This window comes from Asanoa sp. WMMD1127 (assembly GCF_029626225.1).
Classification (GTDB): domain Bacteria; phylum Actinomycetota; class Actinomycetes; order Mycobacteriales; family Micromonosporaceae; genus Asanoa.
On record NZ_JARUBP010000001.1, the window covers coordinates 4,620,994 to 4,640,035 of the forward strand.

Here is a 19,042-nt window from a genome sequence, read left to right on the forward strand (position 1 = left end):
ACCCCGCCACTACTGTCGTGTCCTGTGCTGGAAGAGTTGCGGATAACCGGTCTCGGGGTCATCGACGACTCCACGCTGCCCCTGGCCGGCGGCATGAACGTGATCACCGGTGAGACCGGCGCCGGCAAGACCATGGTGGTCACCGGCCTCGGCCTGCTCTTCGGCGGCCGGGCCGACGCCGGCCGCGTGCGGGCCGACCCGGGTCGCGCCGTCGTCGAGGGCCGGCTGCGGCTCGCGGGCGCGGTGGCGACCACTGTGCACACCCGCGTCTCCGACGCCGGCGCCGAGCCCGACGACGACGGCTCGCTGCTGCTCAGCCGCACCGTGACCGCCGAGGGTCGGTCGCGGGCCCATGTCGGCGGCCGCTCGATGCCGGTGGCCACGCTCGGCGAGATCGGCGAGCAGGTCGTCGCCGTGCACGGCCAGTCCGACCAGCTCCGGCTGCTCCGCCCGGCCGAGCAGCGCGCCGCGCTCGACCGGTTCGCCGGTCCCGAGCACGAGAAGCTGCTGGGCGAGATGCGCGAGACCTACACCCGCTGGCGGGCGGTGGCCGACGACCTGGCCGACCGGCGGCGCAACGCCCGCGAGCGCAACCAGGAGGCCGACCTGCTCCGGCTCGGCCTCGACGAGATCACCCGGGTCGATCCCCAGCCGGGTGAGGACGACGACCTCAAGGCCGAGGCCCAGCGGCTCGAGCACGCCGAGGGGCTGCGGGTCGCCGCGATCGCGGCCTACCAGGCGGTGGCCGGCGACGGCGCCGACGAGGCGCCCAACGCCACCGGCCTGCTCGGCGCGGCCAAGCGGTCGCTCGAGGGCCAGTCGAGCGTCGACGCCAAGCTGGGCGACCTGGCCCTGCGGCTAGACGAGGCCGCCACCCTGATCGGCGACGTGACCGCCGAGCTCTCCTCCTACGTCGACAGCCTCGACGCCGACCCCGCCCGGCTCCAGACCATCTACGAGCGGCGGGCCGAGCTGCGGGCGCTGACCCGCAAATACGCCGACGACGTGGGCGGGGTGATCGCCTGGGCCGACCGCGCCCGCGGGCGGCTGGGGGAGCTCGACACCTCCGACGACCTGCTCGACGAGCTCGACCGCGAGCGACAGCGGCTCGAAGACGAGGTGACGGCGCTGGCCACCCGGGTCACCGCGGCCCGCAAGGAGGCCGCCGGCCGGTTCTCCGAGCAGGTCAGCGTCGAGCTGGCCGGCCTCGCCATGCCGCACTCCAGGGTGGAGGTGGCGGTCGTGCCGGCCACGGCGACCAGCGCCGAAGGCGCCGACGACGTCGAGCTGCGGCTGCTCGCCCACCCCGGCGCGCCCGCCCTCCCGTTGCAGAAGGGCGCCTCCGGCGGCGAGCTGTCCCGGGTCATGCTGGCGATCGAGGTGGTGTTCGCCGGCGCCGGCGGGCCGCCCACGCTGGTCTTCGACGAGGTCGACGCCGGTGTCGGCGGCCGGGCCGCGGTCGAGATCGGCCGCTGCCTGGCCCGCCTGGCCCGCACCCACCAGGTGCTGGTGGTGACGCACCTGCCCCAGGTCGCCGCGTTCGCCGACCGGCACCTGGTGGTGGCCAAGGACACGGGCGGCGCGGTGACCACCAGCGGCGTGCGGGTCGTCGAGGACACCGAGCGCGCCCGGGAGCTGGCCCGCATGCTCGCGGGTTTGCCCGACTCCGATCTGGGTATCGCGCACGCGGAAGAACTGCTCGCGGTGGCGGCCCGGGAACGCCGCGCTTGAGGGGCCGGATCGCACAGCGTGGGTGGGCGGACACGACCGCGAAAGGGCAAGGTGTGACGGGGGCCACCGCCGCGGGTGGCGTCCGCATGGTTCGCTAAAGAGCCGGCGCGCAGCCGCGACACCACGCGTGCCACAGCTAGCACCCCTGCTCAGGCATGTCGCGACCGCAATTGGCTCGCCGGACATGCCAGGATGGTCACGATGCGTCTACCCACCTTGCGCCGGACCCGGAGCGCCGAACCGGGCACAATCACCGGCACCGCGCGCCTCGACCGCCGGACCAAGCGTCTGGTCGGTCGCCTGCGCCCGGGCGACGTCGCCGTCATCGACCACGTCGACCTCGACCGGGTGGCCGCCGACTCGCTCGTGGCCGTCGGCGTCACCGCGGTGCTCAACGCGAAGCCCTCGATCTCCGGCCGCTACCCCAACCTCGGGCCCGAGGTGCTGGTCAAGGCCGGCATCCCGCTGATCGACGACCTCGGCGAGGGCGTCTTCCAACAGATCCGCGAGGGCGAGACGGTCCGGATCGACGGCAACACCGTGTTCGTCGGCGCGGAGCCGATCGCGCACGGCACGCGGCAGGACACGGAGACCGTCGTCAAGGCCATGGCGGACGCCCGCGAGGGGCTCTCCGTGCAGCTGGAGGCCTTCGCGGCCAACACGATGGAATACCTCAAGCAGGAGCGCGACCTCCTGCTCGACGGCGTCGGGGTGCCCGAGATCGAGACCAGCATCGCCGGGCGTCATTGCCTGATCGTGGTGCGGGGTTACGAATACAAGGACGACCTCGACGTGCTCCGCCCGTACATCCGGGAGTTCAAGCCGGTCCTGATCGGTGTGGACGGCGGCGCCGACGCGCTGGTCGAGGCGGGCTACACGCCCGACATGATCATCGGCGACATGGACTCGGTCACCGACGACGTGCTGCGCTGCGGCGCCGAGGTGATCGTCCACGCCTACCCCGACGGGCGCGCGCCGGGCCTGGCCCGGGTGCACCAGCTCGGGCTCTCCGCACTCACCTTCCCGGCCGCCGCGACCAGCGAAGACGTCGCGATGCTCCTGGCCGACGAGAAGGGCGCCACGCTCATCGTGGCGGTGGGCACCCACAACAACCTGGTCGAGTTCCTCGACAAGGGGCGCGGCGGAATGGCCTCCACGTTCCTCACCCGCCTCAAGGTCGGTGGCAAGGTGGTCGACGCCAAGGGCGTCAGCCGCCTCTACCGGCAGAGCATCTCCGGCTCGTCGCTGCTGTTGCTGGTGCTCAGCGCCGTTTCCGCCATGGCCTCCGCAGTGGCCGTCTCCACCGTGGGCAAGGCCTATCTCGGTGTGCTTTCGGAGTGGTGGAACAATTTGGTCTTCCAACTGGGACAGCTCTTCAGCTAAGGGCGGGGCCTCCCGACCGAATCAGAAGGCAAACAGCGTGATCAATTTCCGGTACCACGTGGTGTCACTCACCGCGGTGTTCCTGGCACTCGCCATCGGGCTGGTCGTCGGCACCGCGGCGCTCAACGGCCCGGTCGCCGACTCGCTCAACCAGCGCGTCTCCGAGCTGCGCAAGGACAACACCCAGCTACGGGACTCGGTCTCCAGCCTTCAGGAAGAGGTCAAGCGCGAGGAGGACTTCGCCACCGAGATGGCCCAGGTCGCCCTCCCGGGCCGGCTGACCGGCCGCAAGATCCTCATGGTCACCCTGCCGACCGGCCGTGACCAGGCCGACCAGGTCCGCACGATGCTGACCACGGCCGGCGCGACCATCACGGGCCGGATCGACATGCAGGACTCCTTCTTCGACCCCAACAACGCCGAGGAGCTGCTCTACCTGGCCGCCTCGGCCGCCCAGCCCAACATCCCGACCACGGGCCTGCCGAGCAACAGCGACGGCGTCGAGACCGCGAGCGCCCTGCTGGCCAGCGCCGTCCTCGACCGCACCCAGGGCGTCGCGCCGCCGGCCGCCGAGCTGACCGCGCTGCTCACCGCCTACGAGAAGGCCAAATACCTGGGCTACGCGGACGCGGGCAAGGACAAGGTGACCGAGCCGGCGCAGGCCGTCGTGATCGTCAGCGGGCTGCCCTACGTCGACAAGGACTCGGCGCAGAAGGACCAGGCCGTCGTCACGATGGTCAGCCAGTTCGACAAGCAGGGCGCCGTGGTCGTGGCCGGCAACGGCGCGAGCGACGGCAACGTGGTGGCCGCGATCCGCAGCGACGGCGCGCTGGTCAAGTCGATCAGCACGGTCGACAACGCCAACACGCCGCAGGGCCAGCTCGTCGCCGCGCTGGCCACCGCCGAGATGGTCAACCAGGGCAAGGCGGGTCAGTACGGCCTGGGCGCCGGCGCCGCGTCGATGATGCCCCAGCAGCCGCAGTGAGCGCCGTCCGTTCGCTGGCGCTGGCGACCGCCGGCGGGCTGGTCGCCCGGGCCGCCCTGCGCGTGCTGCGGGCCGTCCCGGGTGTCGACGCGCTCGACCGCACCAACTTCCGCGGCAACACGGTGACCTTGGCCGCCGGCCCGGCGCTCGCGATCGGCGCCGCGACCAGCGCGGCCGCCGGGGCGGGCAGCGTCCCCGCGGCCGGCGCGGCGCTCGTCGCCGGTCTCGGCTCCGGCGCCGTCGGCTTCTACGACGACGTCGTCGGCGGTCGGCCCGAGCACAAGGCCAAGGGCTTCAGGGGCCACCTCGGCGCCCTCCGTGAGGGGCGGGTCACCAGCGGCTTCGTCAAGATCGCCGGCGTCGGCGCGGCCGCTCTCGGCGCCAGCGCGCTGCTCGCCGCCGACCGGCCCGCCCGCGGTCGGCTCGGCACGGTCGTCGACGTGGCCCTGGGCGCGGGCGTGATCGCCGGCACCGCCAACCTGTTCAACCTGCTCGACCTGCGCCCCGGCCGGGCGATCAAGGCCGGCGCGCTGGTCGCGGCCCCCTTGGCCGGCGGACCGGCGGGCGGGCTGGTGGCCGGCCCGATGGGCGCCGCCGCCGGCATCCTCCCCGACGACCTCGACGAGCGGGCGATGCTCGGCGACGCCGGCGCCAACGCGTTCGGCGCGCTGCTCGGCGTGGCGCTGGCGGCCCGCACCGGCCCGGCCGGCCGGGCCGCGCTGCTCGCCGGGCTGGCCGGCCTCACCGCGGCCAGCGAGAAGGTCAGCTTCACCCAGGTGATCCAGCGGACCCCGGTGCTGCGCGAGGTCGACGCGCTCGGACGGCGCCCCTGACCGACGTGAGCGCGTCCACCCCTCCCAGCACCGCCGCACCCCCGCCGGTCCCTGGCCCGCGCCTCGCCCGCGCCGCCGGTCTGATCGGCGGGCTCACCGTGCTGAGCCGGATCGCCGGCTTCGGGCGGACCGCGGTGCTCGGCTGGTTCGTCGGCTCCACGGTGCTCGGCAGCGCGTACGTCACGGCCAACACCGTCCCCAACATCATCTTCGAGATCGTCGCCGGCGGCGCGCTCGCGGCGCTGGTCGTCCCGCTGCTGGCCGGCGCGGTCGCGGCCGGCGACCGGCGCACCGAGGCGGGCACCGTCGCCGCCCTGCTCACCTGGACGCTGACGGCGCTGATCCCGCTCGCGGTGGTGGTGGCCCTGCTGGCCGGCCCGATCATCGACGGCCTCGCCGGCGACCTGTCGACCCCGGCCCGCGACGCCGGCGTGCTGATGCTGCGGATTTTCGCGCCCCAGCTACCCCTGTACGGGATCGGCATCGTGCTGACCGGCGTCCTGCAGGCCCACCGCCGCTTCGCCTGGCCCGTCATCGCTCCCTTGCTGTCCAGCGTGGTCGTGGCGGCCACCTACGGGCTGTTCGCGGCCGTCGAAGGGGCCCGGGCCGACGTCCCCGCCGTCGGCGTGGGCGGCCAGCTCATCCTCGCCGTCGGCACCACCCTCGGCGTGGTGGTGCTCTCGCTCTCGCTGGTCATCCCGGCCCGGGGCCTCGGCCTGCGGCTGCGCCCGACGTGGCGGTTCCCGGGCGACGCGGGCCGGCACGCGGTCAAGCTGGCCGGCGCCGGCGTGGTCACCGTCGGCCTGCAGCAGGTCGCCGTCCTGGTCACGCTGAAGCTGGCCAACCTGGGCCCGCAGGGCACGGTCGTGGTCTTCACCGTGGCCCAGGCCGTCTACCTGCTGCCGTGGGCGATCCTCGCCGTCCCGGTCGCGACCGCCGTCTACCCGGCCCTGGCCACCGCGCACAGCACCGGCGACCACAGTGGCTACCGCGACCGGCTGGCCCCCGCCGCCCGCGGCGTGCTGCTGCTCAGCTGCCTGGGCGCCGCCGCCCTGGCCGCCGTGGCCGAGCCGGTCGCCGGCTTCTTCGCCCTGTCCGGCCTGGCCGCCGCCGTCGCCGGCTTCGCGCCGGGGCTGCTCGGCTACGGCCTGTTCGCGATCCTCACCCGCGCCCTGTACGCCCGCGGCCTGCCCCGCCCCGCCGCCACCGCCACCGCGATCGGCTGGGCCACCGTCTCCGTCGCGGCCGTGGTGCTCTCGCTCGCCCTGGCCGACCGCGACCGCCTGCTCGCCCTGACCCTGGCCAACTCGATCGGCATGCTCGTCCTCGGCGCCCTGCTGGCGCTGGCGGTGCACCGCCGGGCCGGCGCGGCCGCCCTGGCCGGCTTCCACCGGGCGCTGCTCGTCGGCCTCACCGCGGGCGCCGCGGCGGCCGCGGCCGGCTGGGCGGTGGCCGAGGCGCTGGGCAGCGGCGCCGCCGCGAGCAAGCCGGCCTCCCTCTGGCACGGCGCGGTGGCCGGCCTGGTGGTCCTGCTGGTCTTCGCCGCCGTCGCCTACCCGCTGGACCGGCACGACGTCCGGCCCGCGGTGGCCGCGGTCCTTCGCCGCCTGCGCGGCCGCCGCCGCCGCGCCACCGGTTAGATCCGTGCCTCGCCGGGCATGCCCGGCTGATCCGGCACCGCTGCTCCGCGTCCATCGGCGCAACGCCCGGGGACCGGACACGCCCGCCTCTGCTCTGCAGCCATATACGCAACACCTTCGCGCCAGGGTGTTGCGTATATGGCTGCAGAGCAAAGGCTGGCGAAACCGGGTCCGGGTACGGGCGGCCCAGCGCATCACCGACAATGAACGGCGGGCGGCGTACGAATGACCGAACACCGACAGCGATCGGCCCGGACCCGCCGCATCGGCGCCGTCAGCGGCCACGGTCCCGATAGCATCGCCGCACGCGGCAGGGCACGGGGGAGGGAGTTGGGGGCGTGACCGACGCCGAACGGGGGCAGCGCTGGACCGGCGCCATCTGCCTGGTGCTGGCCAGCAGCACCGGCGGTGTGGGCCAGCACGTCGTGTCGCTCGTCCGTGGGCTCACCGCGGCCGGCGCCACCGTCACCGTGGCCGGACCGGCCGCCACCGAGGCGCAGTTCCACTTCACCGCCGCCGGCGCCGCCCGGTTCGTGCCCGTCGAGATCCCGGCCAACCCGACCCTCAACGACCGCCGGGCCATCGGCGCCCTGCGCGCCGCTCTCAACGCCGACGGCGTCGACCTCGTGCACGCGCACGGCCTGCGCGCCGGGCTGGTCGCGGTGCTGGCCAAGCCGCACCAGCCGGTGGTGGTCACCTGGCACAACGCGGTGCTGGCCCGGCGGCTGCGCGGCTACGCGTCGCGGTTCGTGGAGCGGATGGTCGCCCGCAACGCCGACGTCTGCCTCGGCGCCTCCGAGGACCTGGTCGAGCGGGCCCGCGCCCTCGGCGCCCGCGACGCCCGGCTGGCCCCGGTCGCCGCCCCCGAGTTGCCGGAGCCGCGCCGCGGGCGGGCCGCCGTCCGGGCCGAGTTCGGCCTCGTCAAGAACCAGGCGATGGTGCTCTCGGTCGGCCGGCTGCACCCACAGAAGCGCTACGACGTGCTGGTCGAGGCGGCCGCCACCTGGCGCGACATCCGTCCCGCGCCGGCGGTGCTGGTAGCGGGCTCCGGCCCGGCCTACCTGCCGCTGGCCGCGCTGATCTCGCAGACCCATGCGCCGGTCACCCTGCTCGGCCACCGCGGCGACGTCGCCGACCTGCTCGAGGCGGCCGACGTGGCGTTGGTCACCAGCGACTGGGAGGCCCGCCAGCTGTTCGCCCAGGAGGCGCTGCGGGCCGGCGTGCCGCTGGTCGCCACCGCCGTCGGCGGGCTGCCGGACCTGGTCGGGGACGCCGCCGTGCTGGTCCCACCGGGTAACGTCGCGGCCGTGTCCGATGCGGTGCGTGACCTGCTGGGCGACGAGGCGAAGCGCGCCGAATACCGGGCGCGCGGGTTCCAGCGCGCCAAGACGTGGCCGTCCGAGGAAGCCATGCTGAGCCAGCTCGAGGGGATCTACGGAGAGCTCGTGCCGACATGATCCGCCGGCTCGCCCCGTACCTCCTCGTGGTCCTGTCCCTCGCCGGTGGCCTGGCCGCGCTGTCGATCCGGCCCGCCACGGCGGAGCCCAAGCGCTCCGCCGACTACGTGGTCGTCGTCGGCATCCCCGGCCTGCGCTGGGAGGACGTCACCGAGCAGGGCACGCCCAACCTGTGGCGGCTGGCCGGGCAGGGCTCGATCGGGTCGCTGTCGGTGCGCTCCGCCCTCAAGCCCACCTGCCCGGTCGACGGTTGGCTGACCCTGGGCGCCGGCAACTTCGCCGGCTGGCGGCGCGGCACCCCGGTCACCGGGGCCTGCCCGCCGCTGAGCGTCGACGTGCAGCGCCCCGACGGCATCGGCGCGTTCCTGCCCGACCTCGACAAGCAGGCCGTGCAATACAACCAGCAGTCGCTGACCTGGGGCGCCGTACCGGGCGCGCTGCCCGAGGCGGTCCGCTGCACGGTGGCCGTCGGTCCCGGCGCCGCCGTCGCCGCGGCCCGGCCCTACGGGCGCGTCGACAACTACGAGCCCCAGCTGCCCGCCGACGCCAAGAAGCTGCTCGAGCGGTGCACGCTCAGCATGGTCGATCTGGGCACGGTCAGCGGCGACGATCCGGCCGTACGCCAGACCGCCGCGGCCCGGGCCGACGCCGCGCTCGCCCGGGTGCTGGCCGCCCGCCCCGACAAGTCGCTGCTGCTGGTCGCCGGCCTCGCCGACACCGACCAGGCGAGCCGGCTGCACGTGGCGATCGCCGACGGCCCCGGCTGGCAGGGCGGCTGGCTCACCTCGCCGAGCACCGGCCGCGACGGCTACGTGCAGCTCGTCGACCTGGCGCCCACCGCGCTGACCGCGCTCAACAAGCCGCGACCCGGCCGGCTGTTCGTCGGCCAGCCCGCGACCTCGGTGCCGGGTCGCCCGGAGCAGCTGCCCGACGCCGTGACGTTCCCGGCCGACGCCGACCGCGAGGCCGGCGCCCAGGAGACCGTGGCGACCTGGTTCTTCGGCGTGCTGGCGGTGGTGCAGCTGGGGCTCGCGATCGCCGTGGTGCCGCTGTTGCGCAAGGCCCGCCGGCACGTCGGCGACGAGGAGCACGTCCACCGGCCGATCACCGGCATCGTGGAGATCCTGCTGGTCGCCTCGGCCCTGGCGATCCCGGCCGCCCTGGTCGCCGACCTGGTGCCCTGGTGGCGGGGCAGCCAGCCGGGCTGGCTGTTCGCCGCCGTCCTCGCGTTCCTCCTGGCGGCCGGCACGGCCGCGGTGCGGTTCGCGCCGGGCTTCCGGCGGACCCTCGGCCCGCTGGCGATGGTGGTCACCGTCGCCGCGGTGGTGGTCGGCCTCGACCTGTGCACCGGCGCGCGCCTGCAGCTCAACGGCGTGGCCGGCTACTCGGTCCTGGAGGGCAACCGGTACGCCGGCGTCGGCACCGTCGGTCTGGGCGTGTTCGTCACCGGCGTCCTGCTCGGCTCCGGCGCGCTGGCCCAACGGTTCGCCCGCCCGTGGCGCCCGCTGGTCATGGTCGCCGCCGGCGGGATCGGTGTCTTCCTCGTCGGCAGCCCGTTCCTGGGTGCGGACCCGATCGGCGCGGTCGCTCTGACCGCCGGCGTCTGCATCGCCACGGCGCTGAGCACCGGCGGCTGGCTGACGCTGGGCCGGCTGGCCGCGGCGACGGTGGCCGGGGTCGCGGTGACCTCGGTGTTCGCGTGGATCGAGATGCACCGCCCACCCGCCGAACGGGGCAGCCTGGGCCGGTTCGTCGAGGCCCTCGGCGGCGGCACCGGCGGCACCACGCTGCAGCGCACTAGCAAGTCGATCCTCGACGCGCTCGTCGGCAGCCCGTTGACGCTCCTCGCGCTGATCGGCGCCGGCCTGCTGTGGCTGGCCCTGCTGCGCACCTGGGGCGGGCTGCGCCGGGCCTACGGGCTCTATCCGTCCGTGCGGGCCGGCGCGATCGGCATCGGGGTCGCCGTCGTGCTCGGCGGGGTGCTCGGCGGCACCGGGCTCGACCTCGCGGGCGCGGCCGCCGCGGTGGCCGTGCCGATGGCGGCGCTCACCGCGCTGCGTGTTCTCGACCACGCGACCGACTTCACCAGGCCACCCGAGCCGGTGCCGGAGGTCGATGCCCAGGGTGTCGGCGCGGCATGACCGCGACGACGTGTTACCGTGGAATCCCGTGGATCGCATGATCTCGACTTTGACAAACGACCACGGGAGCAGGCCTTGGCCCCTTCAGGACGGCTGACCAAGCACATCTTCGTCACCGGGGGTGTCGCCTCCTCTCTCGGCAAGGGCCTCACCGCCTCCAGCCTCGGCAACCTGTTGAGCGCGCGCGGCCTCCGGGTGGTCATGCAGAAGCTGGACCCCTACCTCAACGTCGACCCCGGAACGATGAACCCGTTCCAGCACGGTGAGGTGTTCGTCACCGAAGACGGTGCGGAGACCGACCTCGACGTCGGCCACTACGAGCGCTTCCTGGACCGTGACCTGTCCGGGAAGGCCAACGTCACCACCGGCCAGATCTACTCGGCGGTGATCGCCAAGGAGCGGCGCGGCGAATATCTGGGCGACACCGTCCAGGTGATCCCGCACATCACCAATGAGATCAAGGCGCGGATCCGGGCGATGGGCGACCCCGACGACGAGGGCCGTACGCCGGACGTGGTGATCACCGAGGTGGGCGGCACCGTCGGCGACATCGAGTCCCTGCCGTTCCTCGAGGCGATCCGCCAGGTGCGCCACGAGGTGGGTCGTGACAACTGCTTCTACCTGCACGTGTCGCTGGTGCCCTACCTCGCGCCGTCGGGCGAGCTGAAGACCAAGCCGACCCAGCACTCGGTCGCGGCCCTGCGCAACATCGGTATCCAGCCCGACGCGCTGGTCTGCCGCTCCGACCGGGAGATCCCCGACAAGCTCAAGCACAAGCTGTCGCTCTACTGCGACGTCGACCGCGAGGCGGTCATCGCCGCCCCGGACGCGCCGAGCATCTACGACATCCCCAAGGTGCTGCACCGCGAGGGTCTCGACGCGTACGTGGTGCGCCGCCTCGGCCTGTCCTTCCGCGACGTCGACTGGTCGGCCTGGGACGACCTGCTGGAGCGGGTGCACCACCCGAAGCACACCGTCACCGTGGCGCTGGTCGGCAAGTACGTGGACCTGCCCGACGCCTACCTGTCGGTGAGCGAGGCGATCCGCGCCGCCGGCTTCCACCACACGGCCCGGGTGCAGATCCGCTGGGTGCCCAGCGACGACTGCAAGACCCCGCAGGCCGCGGCGGCCGCGCTGGCCGGCGTCGACGGCATCGTGATCCCCGGCGGCTTCGGCGTCCGCGGCATCGAGGGCAAGATCGGCGCCGCGCACTTCGCCCGCGAGAACGGCATCCCGACCCTGGGCCTGTGCCTCGGCCTGCAGTGCATGACGATCGACGTGGCCCGCAACCTGTCCGGTCTCGCCGACGCCAACTCGCTGGAGTTCGACGACACCGCCGGCCACCCGGTGATCGCCACGATGGCCGACCAGGAGCAGATCGTCGCAGGCAAGGGCGACATGGGCGGCACGATGCGGCTGGGCGCCTACCCGGCCAAGCTCACCCCGGGTTCGCTGGTCGCCGAGGCGTACGGGACGACCGAGGTGTCCGAGCGGCACCGGCACCGTTACGAGGTCAACAACGCGTACCGGGACGCGCTGACCAAGGCCGGCCTGCAGATCAGCGGCACCTCACCGGACGGCCGGCTGGTCGAGTTCGTCGAGCTCGACCGGGAGATCCACCCGTTCTTCGTGGCCACCCAGGCGCACCCGGAGCTCAAGAGCCGGCCCACCCGGCCGCACCCGCTGTTCGCGGCGTTCGTGAAGGCGGCGGTCGGCTACTCGCTGGCCGACCAGCTGCCCGTCGACCAGCTCACGGCCGAGCCGCAGCCGGAGTTGGCCGGCAACGGGCGGGCGGGCGCGTGACCTCGGCGCACGCGTACGCCGTGCTGGACCGGATCGAACGGTTCCAGGGCAAGATCTTCAGCGTGGTCACCGACCGGGTCACCATGCCCGGCGGTGGCCAGGCCGAGCGCGACTACGCGCGGCACGTCGGCGCGGTGGGCGTGGTCCCGCTCGCCGACGACGGCCGGGTGCTGCTGGTCCGCCAGTACCGGCACCCGGTCGGCAAGGTGCTCTGGGAGCTGCCGGCGGGCCTGGTCGACGTGGCGGGCGAGCCGCCGGCCGACACCGCCCGGCGCGAGCTGGCCGAGGAGGCCGACCTGCGCTGCGAGCGGCTGGACCTGCTGCTCGACCTGCACACCTCGCCGGGCTTCACGGACGAGCTGATCCGGATCTTCCTCGCCCGCGGGCTGTCCGCCGTGCCGGACGCCGACCGGTTCGCGCGCTCCGACGAGGAGGCCGAGCTGACGGTCGAGTGGGTGCCGCTGGACGACGCGGTCGCGATGGCGCTGCGCGGCGAGATCACCAACGCGGCGGCGGTGGGCGGCCTGCTCGCCGCGGCCCGGGTCCGCGACGAGGACTGGCACCCCCTGCGCGCGGCGGACACCCCGTTGGTCCGCTGACACCACGCGGATCACACCGGGCGCACGGCCCGTGTGCCGATCGGCGACGCCGGGCAATACTGAACGCGCGGAGGCGGTGCGGGCCCGTGACCCGGGCACCCTAGACTCGCCGCCGACGCGGCTGACGACCCTGTCAACGGTGACCGGGCGCACGCGGGAGAGAAGGTGTCGATGTGAAGGTCGGAATCCCACGCGAGGTGAAGAACCACGAGTACCGCGTGGCGATCACGCCGGCAGGCGTCCACGAGTTCGCCCGCGCGGGCCACGAGGTCTTCGTCGAGTCCGGCGCCGGTCTCGGCTCGTCCATCACCGACGACGAGTTCGCCGCCGCCGGCGCCACGATCCTGCCCGGGCCCGACGAGGTCTGGGGCACCGCCGACCTGATCCTCAAGGTCAAGGAGCCGATCGCCGAGGAGCACCACCGGATGCGCGCGGGCCAGGTGCTCTTCACCTACCTGCACCTCGCCGCGTCCAAGGAGTGCACCGACGCGCTGATCGACCGCAAGGTCACCGGCATCGCCTACGAGACCGTCGAGACCGCCGACCGCGCGCTCCCGCTGCTCGCCCCGATGTCGGAGGTCGCCGGTCGGCTGGCCCCGCAGGTCGGCGCGTACACCCTGATGCGCCAGGGCGGTGGGCGCGGCATCCTGATGGGCGGCGTCTCCGGCGTCTACGCGGCCAAGGTCGTCGTCATCGGCGCCGGCGTCTCCGGCATGAACGCCGCCGCCATAGCGCTCGGCATGCAGGCCGAGGTGCTGCTGCTCGACCGCAACATCAACAAGCTGCGCCAGGCCGACGCGATCTACCAGGGCCACCTGCAGACCGTCGCGTCCAACGCCTACGAGGTCGAGCGGGCCGTGCTCGACGCCGACATGGTGATCGGCGCAGTGCTGGTCCCCGGGGCCAAGGCGCCGACGCTGATCTCCAACGAGCTGGTCAGCCGGATGAAGCCCGGCAGCGTGCTGGTCGACATCTCGATCGACCAGGGCGGCTGCTTCGAGGACTCGCGCCCGACCACGCACGCCGACCCGACCTACAAGGTCCACGAGTCGATGTTCTACTGCGTGGCCAACATGCCGGGCGCGGTGCCGCACACCAGCACGTACGCGCTGACCAACGTCACGCTGCCGTACGCGCTGGAGCTCGCCAACCGCGGCTGGCGCGACGCGCTGCGCCGTGACCCCGCCCTCGCCCTGGGCCTCAACACCTACGACGGCCAGGTCACCTACGGCCCGGTCGCCGAGGCCCACGGCATGAAGCACCTCCCGCTCGCGGAGGCGCTGGCCTGACCTCCTCGACCGCGACGTCCGGCGCCGGTGACGGGCCCGAGCCCGCACCGGCGCTGCGGCGCGCGGTCCGCACCTACCTCGACCACCTCACCGTCGAGCGTGGACTCTCCGGCAACACGCTCGCGTCGTACCGCCGTGATCTGGATCGCTATCTCGTGACGCTGGCCGCGCGCGGGGTCGAGGACCTCGCGGCGACGACGCCGGCCGAAATCGCGGGGCACGTGGCGGCGCTGCGCGACGGCGACGAGGCGCACCCGCCGCTGTCGGCGGCCTCCGCGGCCCGGGCCACCTCCGCGGTCCGCGGCCTGCACCGGTTCGCGGTACGCGAGGGCCTGGTCGCCGACGACGCCAGCCGCGACGTGAAGCCGCCCAGCCTGCCCCGCCGGCTGCCCAAGGCCCTCGAGGTCGACGAGGTGCTGCGCCTGCTGGACTCGGTCGGCGGCGACGGGCCGCTGGAGCTGCGCGACCGGGCGTTGCTGGAGTTCCTCTACGGCACCGGCGCGCGGATCTCCGAGGCCGTCGGCGCGGCGGTCGACGACCTCGACCTGTCCGCGGGCGCCGTGACGTTGCACGGCAAGGGTGGGCGGACCCGGATCGTGCCGGTCGGCGGCTATGCGCGCGCGGCGCTCGACGCGTACCTCGTGCGGGCCCGGCCCGGGCTCGTCGCCGCCGGCCGCGGGACACCTTCCGTGTTCGTCAACGCGCGGGGCGGCCCGCTGTCCCGGCAGAGCGCGTGGGCGATCCTGCGCAAGGCGGCCGGCGTCGCGGGGCTGCCGGTCGACGGCGCCCGGGCGGTCTCGCCGCACACCCTGCGGCACTCGTACGCGACGCATCTGCTCGACGGCGGCGCCGACGTTCGGGTGGTCCAGGAACTGCTCGGGCACGCGTCCGTGACCACGACGCAGGTATACACGTTGGTCACGGTGGAACGGCTGCGCGAGGTCTACGCCACCGCTCATCCGCGGGCACATAGCTGACACGCGCTTCTTGGCGTGTCGACACGCCGATATGGTGCACCCGGGGCTCGTGGGACGTGGCGTACAGTCGGGGCTCCGGCGCGGGACGTTCGTCGGGAGGGGGTAGGCAGGGACATGGCTGGCAACGGTGACCGTGCCGAGGCATGGACCTCGCAGCTCCGCGAGCAGCAGTCTGCGCTCGATCTCGGCGCGGAGCTCGGCCCCGCCGACCCGGCGGCCTACACGATGCGCAAGCCGATCCCCGAGCCGATGCCGACCGACCGGCACGGCCCGGCGCGGATCATCGCGCTGGCCAACCAGAAGGGCGGCGTGGGCAAGACCACGTCGACCATCAACCTGGGCGCCGCGCTCGCCGAATACGGCCGCCGCGTGCTGCTCGTCGACTTCGACCCGCAGGGCGCCCTCTCGGTCGGCCTCGGCGTCAACCCGCACAACCTCGACCTGTCCGTCTACAACCTGCTCATGCAGGACGACGTGACCGCCGAGGACGTGCTGATCAAGACGGACGTCGCCGGCCTGCACCTGCTGCCGGCCAACATCGACCTGTCGGCCGCCGAGATCCAGCTCGTCAACGAGGTCGCGCGCGAGATGGCGCTGGCCCGCGTGCTGCGGTCCGTGCGCAAGGAATACGACTTCATCCTGATCGACTGCCAGCCGTCGCTCGGCCTGCTGGCGATCAACGCGCTGACCGTGGCCCACGGCGTGCTGATTCCGCTGGAGTGCGAGTTCTTCAGCCTGCGGGGCGTCGCGTTGCTGCTCGACACGATCGACAAGGTCCGCGAGCGGCTCAACTTCGACCTCGAGCTCGAGGGCATTCTGGCGACCATGTACGACAGCCGCACCACCCACTGCCGCCAGGTGCTGCAGCGTGTGGTCGAGGCGTTCGGCGACAAGGTCTACCAGACCGTGATCACCAAGACGGTGAAGTTCCCCGAGTCGACGGTGGCCGGCGCGCCGATCACCACCCTCGACCCGGCGTCGTCCGGTGCCCGCAACTACCGTCAGCTCGCTCGAGAGGTCATCGCCGCCCAGTCCGAGCGGTGATCTTCGGTCGTTGTCGCTGGTGCTGATGGTGTTCGTGAGGTGTGGGCGTGAACGTCGCCGTTCCGGCGGTGGACTACGGTCGAACGGTGAGTGAACCCGGCGCGGCTGACCTGTCGCCCGTCGTCGTCTCGGGGACGGTGCCGGCTGATGCCGTTGCCTCGGCCGACGCGCCGACCACCGGCTTCACCGTGCGGCTGGCCAACTTCACCGGCCCGTTCGACCTCCTGCTGCAGTTGATCGGCAAGCACAAGCTCGACGTCACCGAGGTGGCGCTGAGCCGGGTCACCGACGAGTTCATCGCCTACATCCGCGCGATGGGCGACGACTGGCCCCTCGACGAGGCCAGCGAGTTCCTGGTCGTGGCCGCGACGCTGCTCGACCTCAAGGCCGCCCGCCTGCTGCCCGCCGCGTCGGTCGAGAACGAAGAGGACCTGGCCCTGCTCGAGGCCCGCGACCTGCTGTTCGCGCGCCTCCTGCAATACAAGGCGTTCAAGGAGGCGGCGGCCCACATCGCGGTGCTCGAGCAGGAAGGCGCCCGCCGCTACCCGCGGGCGGTGACCCTGGAGCCGCGCTACGCGGAGGCGCTCCCCGAACTCGTCCTCGGCATCGGCCCCGACCGCCTGCTGAAACTGGCGATCAAAGCGATGACCCCGAAGTCGGCCGGCGCGCAGACGGTCTCGATCGCCCACATCCACGACGTGAAGGTCAGCGTCCGCGAGCACGCGATCATCCTGCGGGACCGCATCCGCCGCTCCGGCACGGCGACGTTCCAGGTGCTGACACTGGATTGTCAGAGCACGCTGGAGGTGGTCGCTCGGTTCCTGGCGTTGCTGGAACTCTATCGGGAGAACCTGATCGGGTTTGAGCAGGTGCAGGCGTTGGGGGAGCTGACGGTCCGCTGGATCGGCGGAGACAAAAACGTCGAAATCAAGGTCGACGAATACGCGGGTACGCCGGAGCAGCCGACCCAACCGGACCAGCCGCCTGGAGCGGGGGCGCCGTCTGACGCGGAGCAGCCGCGTGAAGCGGGGGAGCCGCTTGATGCGGAGCAAACGGCACAATCTGAGGAGCAGCCGAAATGACCGACCGCGGCGGCGCCGAGCCGAGCCGCGAGGCCTCCCTGGCGGAACAGGCCGCAGCCTGGGTTCCCCCGTGGGAACGAGCCCGCCCCGCCAAGCCGGAGGCGGACGAACCGGCTTCCAAGGGCACACCTCCTTCTCCGGCTGCATCCGACATTTCGGATTTGTCCGAAGGTGAGGATAGGCAGCCGGCCATTGCCGAGGGCGGGGATGGGCAGTCGGCCAGTGTCGAGGGCGGGGCTGGGCAATCGGGCACTACCGAAGTCGGCGACGCAGCTGAGCCGCAGCCGGCCGGGCTGTCCGAGCTAGCGGCTGAGGCCGAGACGATTGAGGCTGCCCAGGCGACGGAGCCAGAGCTGGCTACCGAAGAGAAGGCGGCGCAAGGTCTCCTCGCCACTCCTTCCTCTTCCAGCCACCCGAGCAAATCCGATTTGTCCGACTCGTCGGCAGATCGAGAAGAGCAAGTTTCCGCCGCCGAGTCCGACGGCACAGCGGATCCCGCGCCGACCGGCGAGCCGGATCTGGAGACCGAGGCCGAGACGGTCGAGGCGGCGCGCGCGGCTCAGCCGGCGGAGCCGGAGCTGGCGGCCGAGGCCGAGACGGTCGAGGCGGCCCAGGCCATCGGCTCGGTCGAAGACCTCACCCGGATCGAAGACCAGGACCCGCTGGCCGAGGCGCCATCGGACACCGCCGACCTCGCCCAGGCCGCGGCCGCCACGGACCGGAGTGCGGCCGAGGCCGCCGGTCCCGCGACGGCGCGCGTATCCGATGGGGATTCACCCGCCGCCGTGGCCATGATCGATGAGGATGAGCTGCGCGGCGCGTTGGAGGCGATCATGCTCGTCGTCGACGAGCCCGTGCAGGAGATCGTGCTGGCCCAGGTCCTCGAGCAGCCCACCGAACGCGTGGCCGCGGCCCTGGAGGCGATCTCGGCGGGCTACACCCGGGACGGGCACGGGTTCGAGCTGCGCCGCGCCGCCGGGGGGTGGCGGCTTTACACGCGCCCCCAGTACGCGGGCTATGTCGAGCGTTTCGTCCTCGACGGCCAGTCCGTGCGGCTGACCCAGGCCGCGCTGGAGACGTTGGCGGTGATCGCCTACAAGCAGCCCGTCACCCGCGGCCGGATCTCCGCGATCCGGGGTGTGAACTGCGACGGCGTTGTGCGCACGCTCACCTCGCGCGGTCTGATCGAGGAGGCCGGCACGGAGCCGGAGACGGGCGCGTACCTTTACCGGACGACGGCGTTGTTCCTGGAGAAGCTCGGCCTCGACTCGGTCGACCAGCTACCCGACCTGGCGCCGTTCCTTCCGGACGACGTCGACGAGGTGGCAGATGGCGAACGCTGAGCGCCTGCAGAAGGTGCTGGCCAGCGCCGGTGTGGGGTCCCGCCGGGCCTGTGAGGACCTGATCTTCCGTGGTCGGGTGACCGTGGACGGCAAGGTCGCCCAGCTGGGTGACAAGGTCGACGCGGACACGGCGGAGATCTACGTCGACGGGCAGCGGGTGATCGTCGACCAGAACCTGGTCTACCTGGCCTTCAACAAGCCGCGTGGCGTCGTGTCGACCATGGCCGACGAGAAGGGGCGCACCGCCCTGGCCGAGTTCCTCGATCGGGTCGACCAGCGGGTTTACCACGTCGGCCGCCTCGACACCGACTCCGAGGGGCTGCTGCTGCTGACCAACGACGGGTCACTGGCCCACAAGCTGATGCATCCGTCGTACGGAGTGCCGAAGACCTACGTGCTCGAAGTGCCGGGCCCGCTGCCCCGGTCGGTCGGCCGGCAGCTCCTGGCCGGCGTCGAGCTCGACGACGGGCCGGCCAAGGTCGACAAGTTCCGGCTCATCGACGCGTTCGGCCGGTCGGCGCAGATCGAGGTCGTGATCCACGAGGGGCGCAACCGGATCGTGCGGCGGCTGATGGACGCGGTCGGGCACCCGGTCAACCGGCTCGTGCGCACCGCGATCGGGCCGATCCGGCTCGGTGACCTCAAGCCGGGCCGCACCAGGCGCCTCACGAACGCCGAGGTCGGGGCACTGTTCAAGGCCGTCGGCGAGTGATTCTGCCCGACCAGGCAGAATAG

At 73.1% G+C, this 19,042-nt stretch carries 15 protein-coding genes; all 15 read left to right on the forward strand.

What is annotated here, in order from left to right:
• Positions 1 to 24 precede the first annotated feature (24 nt).
• The 15 genes from recN (at position 25) to O7635_RS22135 (ending at position 19,019) form a co-directional block, all read left to right on the forward strand.
• On the forward strand, positions 25 to 1,731 hold the full coding sequence (gene recN, locus O7635_RS22065; protein WP_278082349.1) for a DNA repair protein RecN: 1,707 nt from the start codon (positions 25 to 27) through the stop codon (positions 1,729 to 1,731).
• Between the two features lie 201 nt (positions 1,732 to 1,932).
• Positions 1,933 to 3,114, forward strand: a complete 1,182-nt coding sequence (steA, locus tag O7635_RS22070) for a putative cytokinetic ring protein SteA (protein WP_278082350.1) — start codon at positions 1,933 to 1,935, stop codon at positions 3,112 to 3,114.
• 37 nt (positions 3,115 to 3,151) lie between these two features.
• Positions 3,152 to 4,099, forward strand: a complete 948-nt coding sequence (locus tag O7635_RS22075) for a copper transporter (RefSeq protein WP_278082351.1) — start codon at positions 3,152 to 3,154, stop codon at positions 4,097 to 4,099.
• Positions 4,096 to 4,932, forward strand: coding sequence for a hypothetical protein (locus O7635_RS22080; protein WP_278082352.1), 837 nt, complete (start codon positions 4,096 to 4,098; stop codon positions 4,930 to 4,932). The genes O7635_RS22075 and O7635_RS22080 overlap by 4 nt, the downstream gene beginning before the upstream one ends.
• Before the next feature lie 5 nt (positions 4,933 to 4,937).
• Positions 4,938 to 6,572, forward strand: a complete 1,635-nt coding sequence (locus O7635_RS22085) for a lipid II flippase MurJ (protein ID WP_278082353.1) — start codon at positions 4,938 to 4,940, stop codon at positions 6,570 to 6,572.
• Positions 6,573 to 6,910: 338 nt separating this feature from the next.
• Entirely contained in the window at positions 6,911 to 8,029 is a 1,119-nt protein-coding gene (locus O7635_RS22090; RefSeq protein ID WP_278082354.1) for a glycosyltransferase family 4 protein, read from the forward strand.
• Positions 8,026 to 10,170 (forward strand): hypothetical protein, encoded by a 2,145-nt coding sequence (locus tag O7635_RS22095; RefSeq protein ID WP_278082355.1) that lies wholly within the window; start codon positions 8,026 to 8,028, stop codon positions 10,168 to 10,170. Before O7635_RS22090 ends, O7635_RS22095 begins: the two co-directional genes overlap by 4 nt.
• 75 nt (positions 10,171 to 10,245) lie before the next feature.
• Positions 10,246 to 11,973: a CTP synthase gene (locus O7635_RS22100; protein ID WP_278082356.1), complete on the forward strand. Its 1,728-nt coding sequence runs from the start codon at positions 10,246 to 10,248 to the stop codon at positions 11,971 to 11,973.
• Entirely contained in the window at positions 11,970 to 12,572 is a 603-nt protein-coding gene (locus tag O7635_RS22105) for an NUDIX hydrolase (protein ID WP_278082357.1), read from the forward strand. Before O7635_RS22100 ends, O7635_RS22105 begins: the two co-directional genes overlap by 4 nt.
• A 173-nt stretch (positions 12,573 to 12,745) precedes the next feature.
• The gene (gene ald / locus O7635_RS22110; RefSeq protein WP_278082358.1) at positions 12,746 to 13,861 is read left to right on the forward strand and encodes an alanine dehydrogenase; all 1,116 of its coding nucleotides are present in this window, start codon (positions 12,746 to 12,748) and stop codon (positions 13,859 to 13,861) included.
• Positions 13,858 to 14,838, forward strand: a complete 981-nt coding sequence (locus tag O7635_RS22115) for a site-specific tyrosine recombinase XerD (protein ID WP_278085550.1) — start codon at positions 13,858 to 13,860, stop codon at positions 14,836 to 14,838. The genes ald and O7635_RS22115 overlap by 4 nt, the downstream gene beginning before the upstream one ends.
• Positions 14,839 to 14,952: 114 nt before the next feature.
• A complete protein-coding gene (locus O7635_RS22120; RefSeq protein ID WP_278082359.1) occupies positions 14,953 to 15,882 on the forward strand; it encodes a ParA family protein in 930 nt (309 codons plus the stop codon).
• A 137-nt stretch (positions 15,883 to 16,019) separates the two neighbouring features.
• Complete coding sequence (locus O7635_RS22125; protein WP_278085551.1) at positions 16,020 to 16,964, forward strand: ScpA family protein; 945 nt, start codon at positions 16,020 to 16,022, stop codon at positions 16,962 to 16,964.
• Positions 16,965 to 17,482: 518 nt separating this feature from the next.
• The gene (gene scpB / locus O7635_RS22130) at positions 17,483 to 18,307 is read left to right on the forward strand and encodes an SMC-Scp complex subunit ScpB (protein ID WP_278085552.1); all 825 of its coding nucleotides are present in this window, start codon (positions 17,483 to 17,485) and stop codon (positions 18,305 to 18,307) included.
• Positions 18,294 to 19,019, forward strand: coding sequence for a pseudouridine synthase (locus O7635_RS22135; RefSeq protein WP_278082360.1), 726 nt, complete (start codon positions 18,294 to 18,296; stop codon positions 19,017 to 19,019). Before scpB ends, O7635_RS22135 begins: the two co-directional genes overlap by 14 nt.
• Positions 19,020 to 19,042 lie beyond the last annotated feature (23 nt).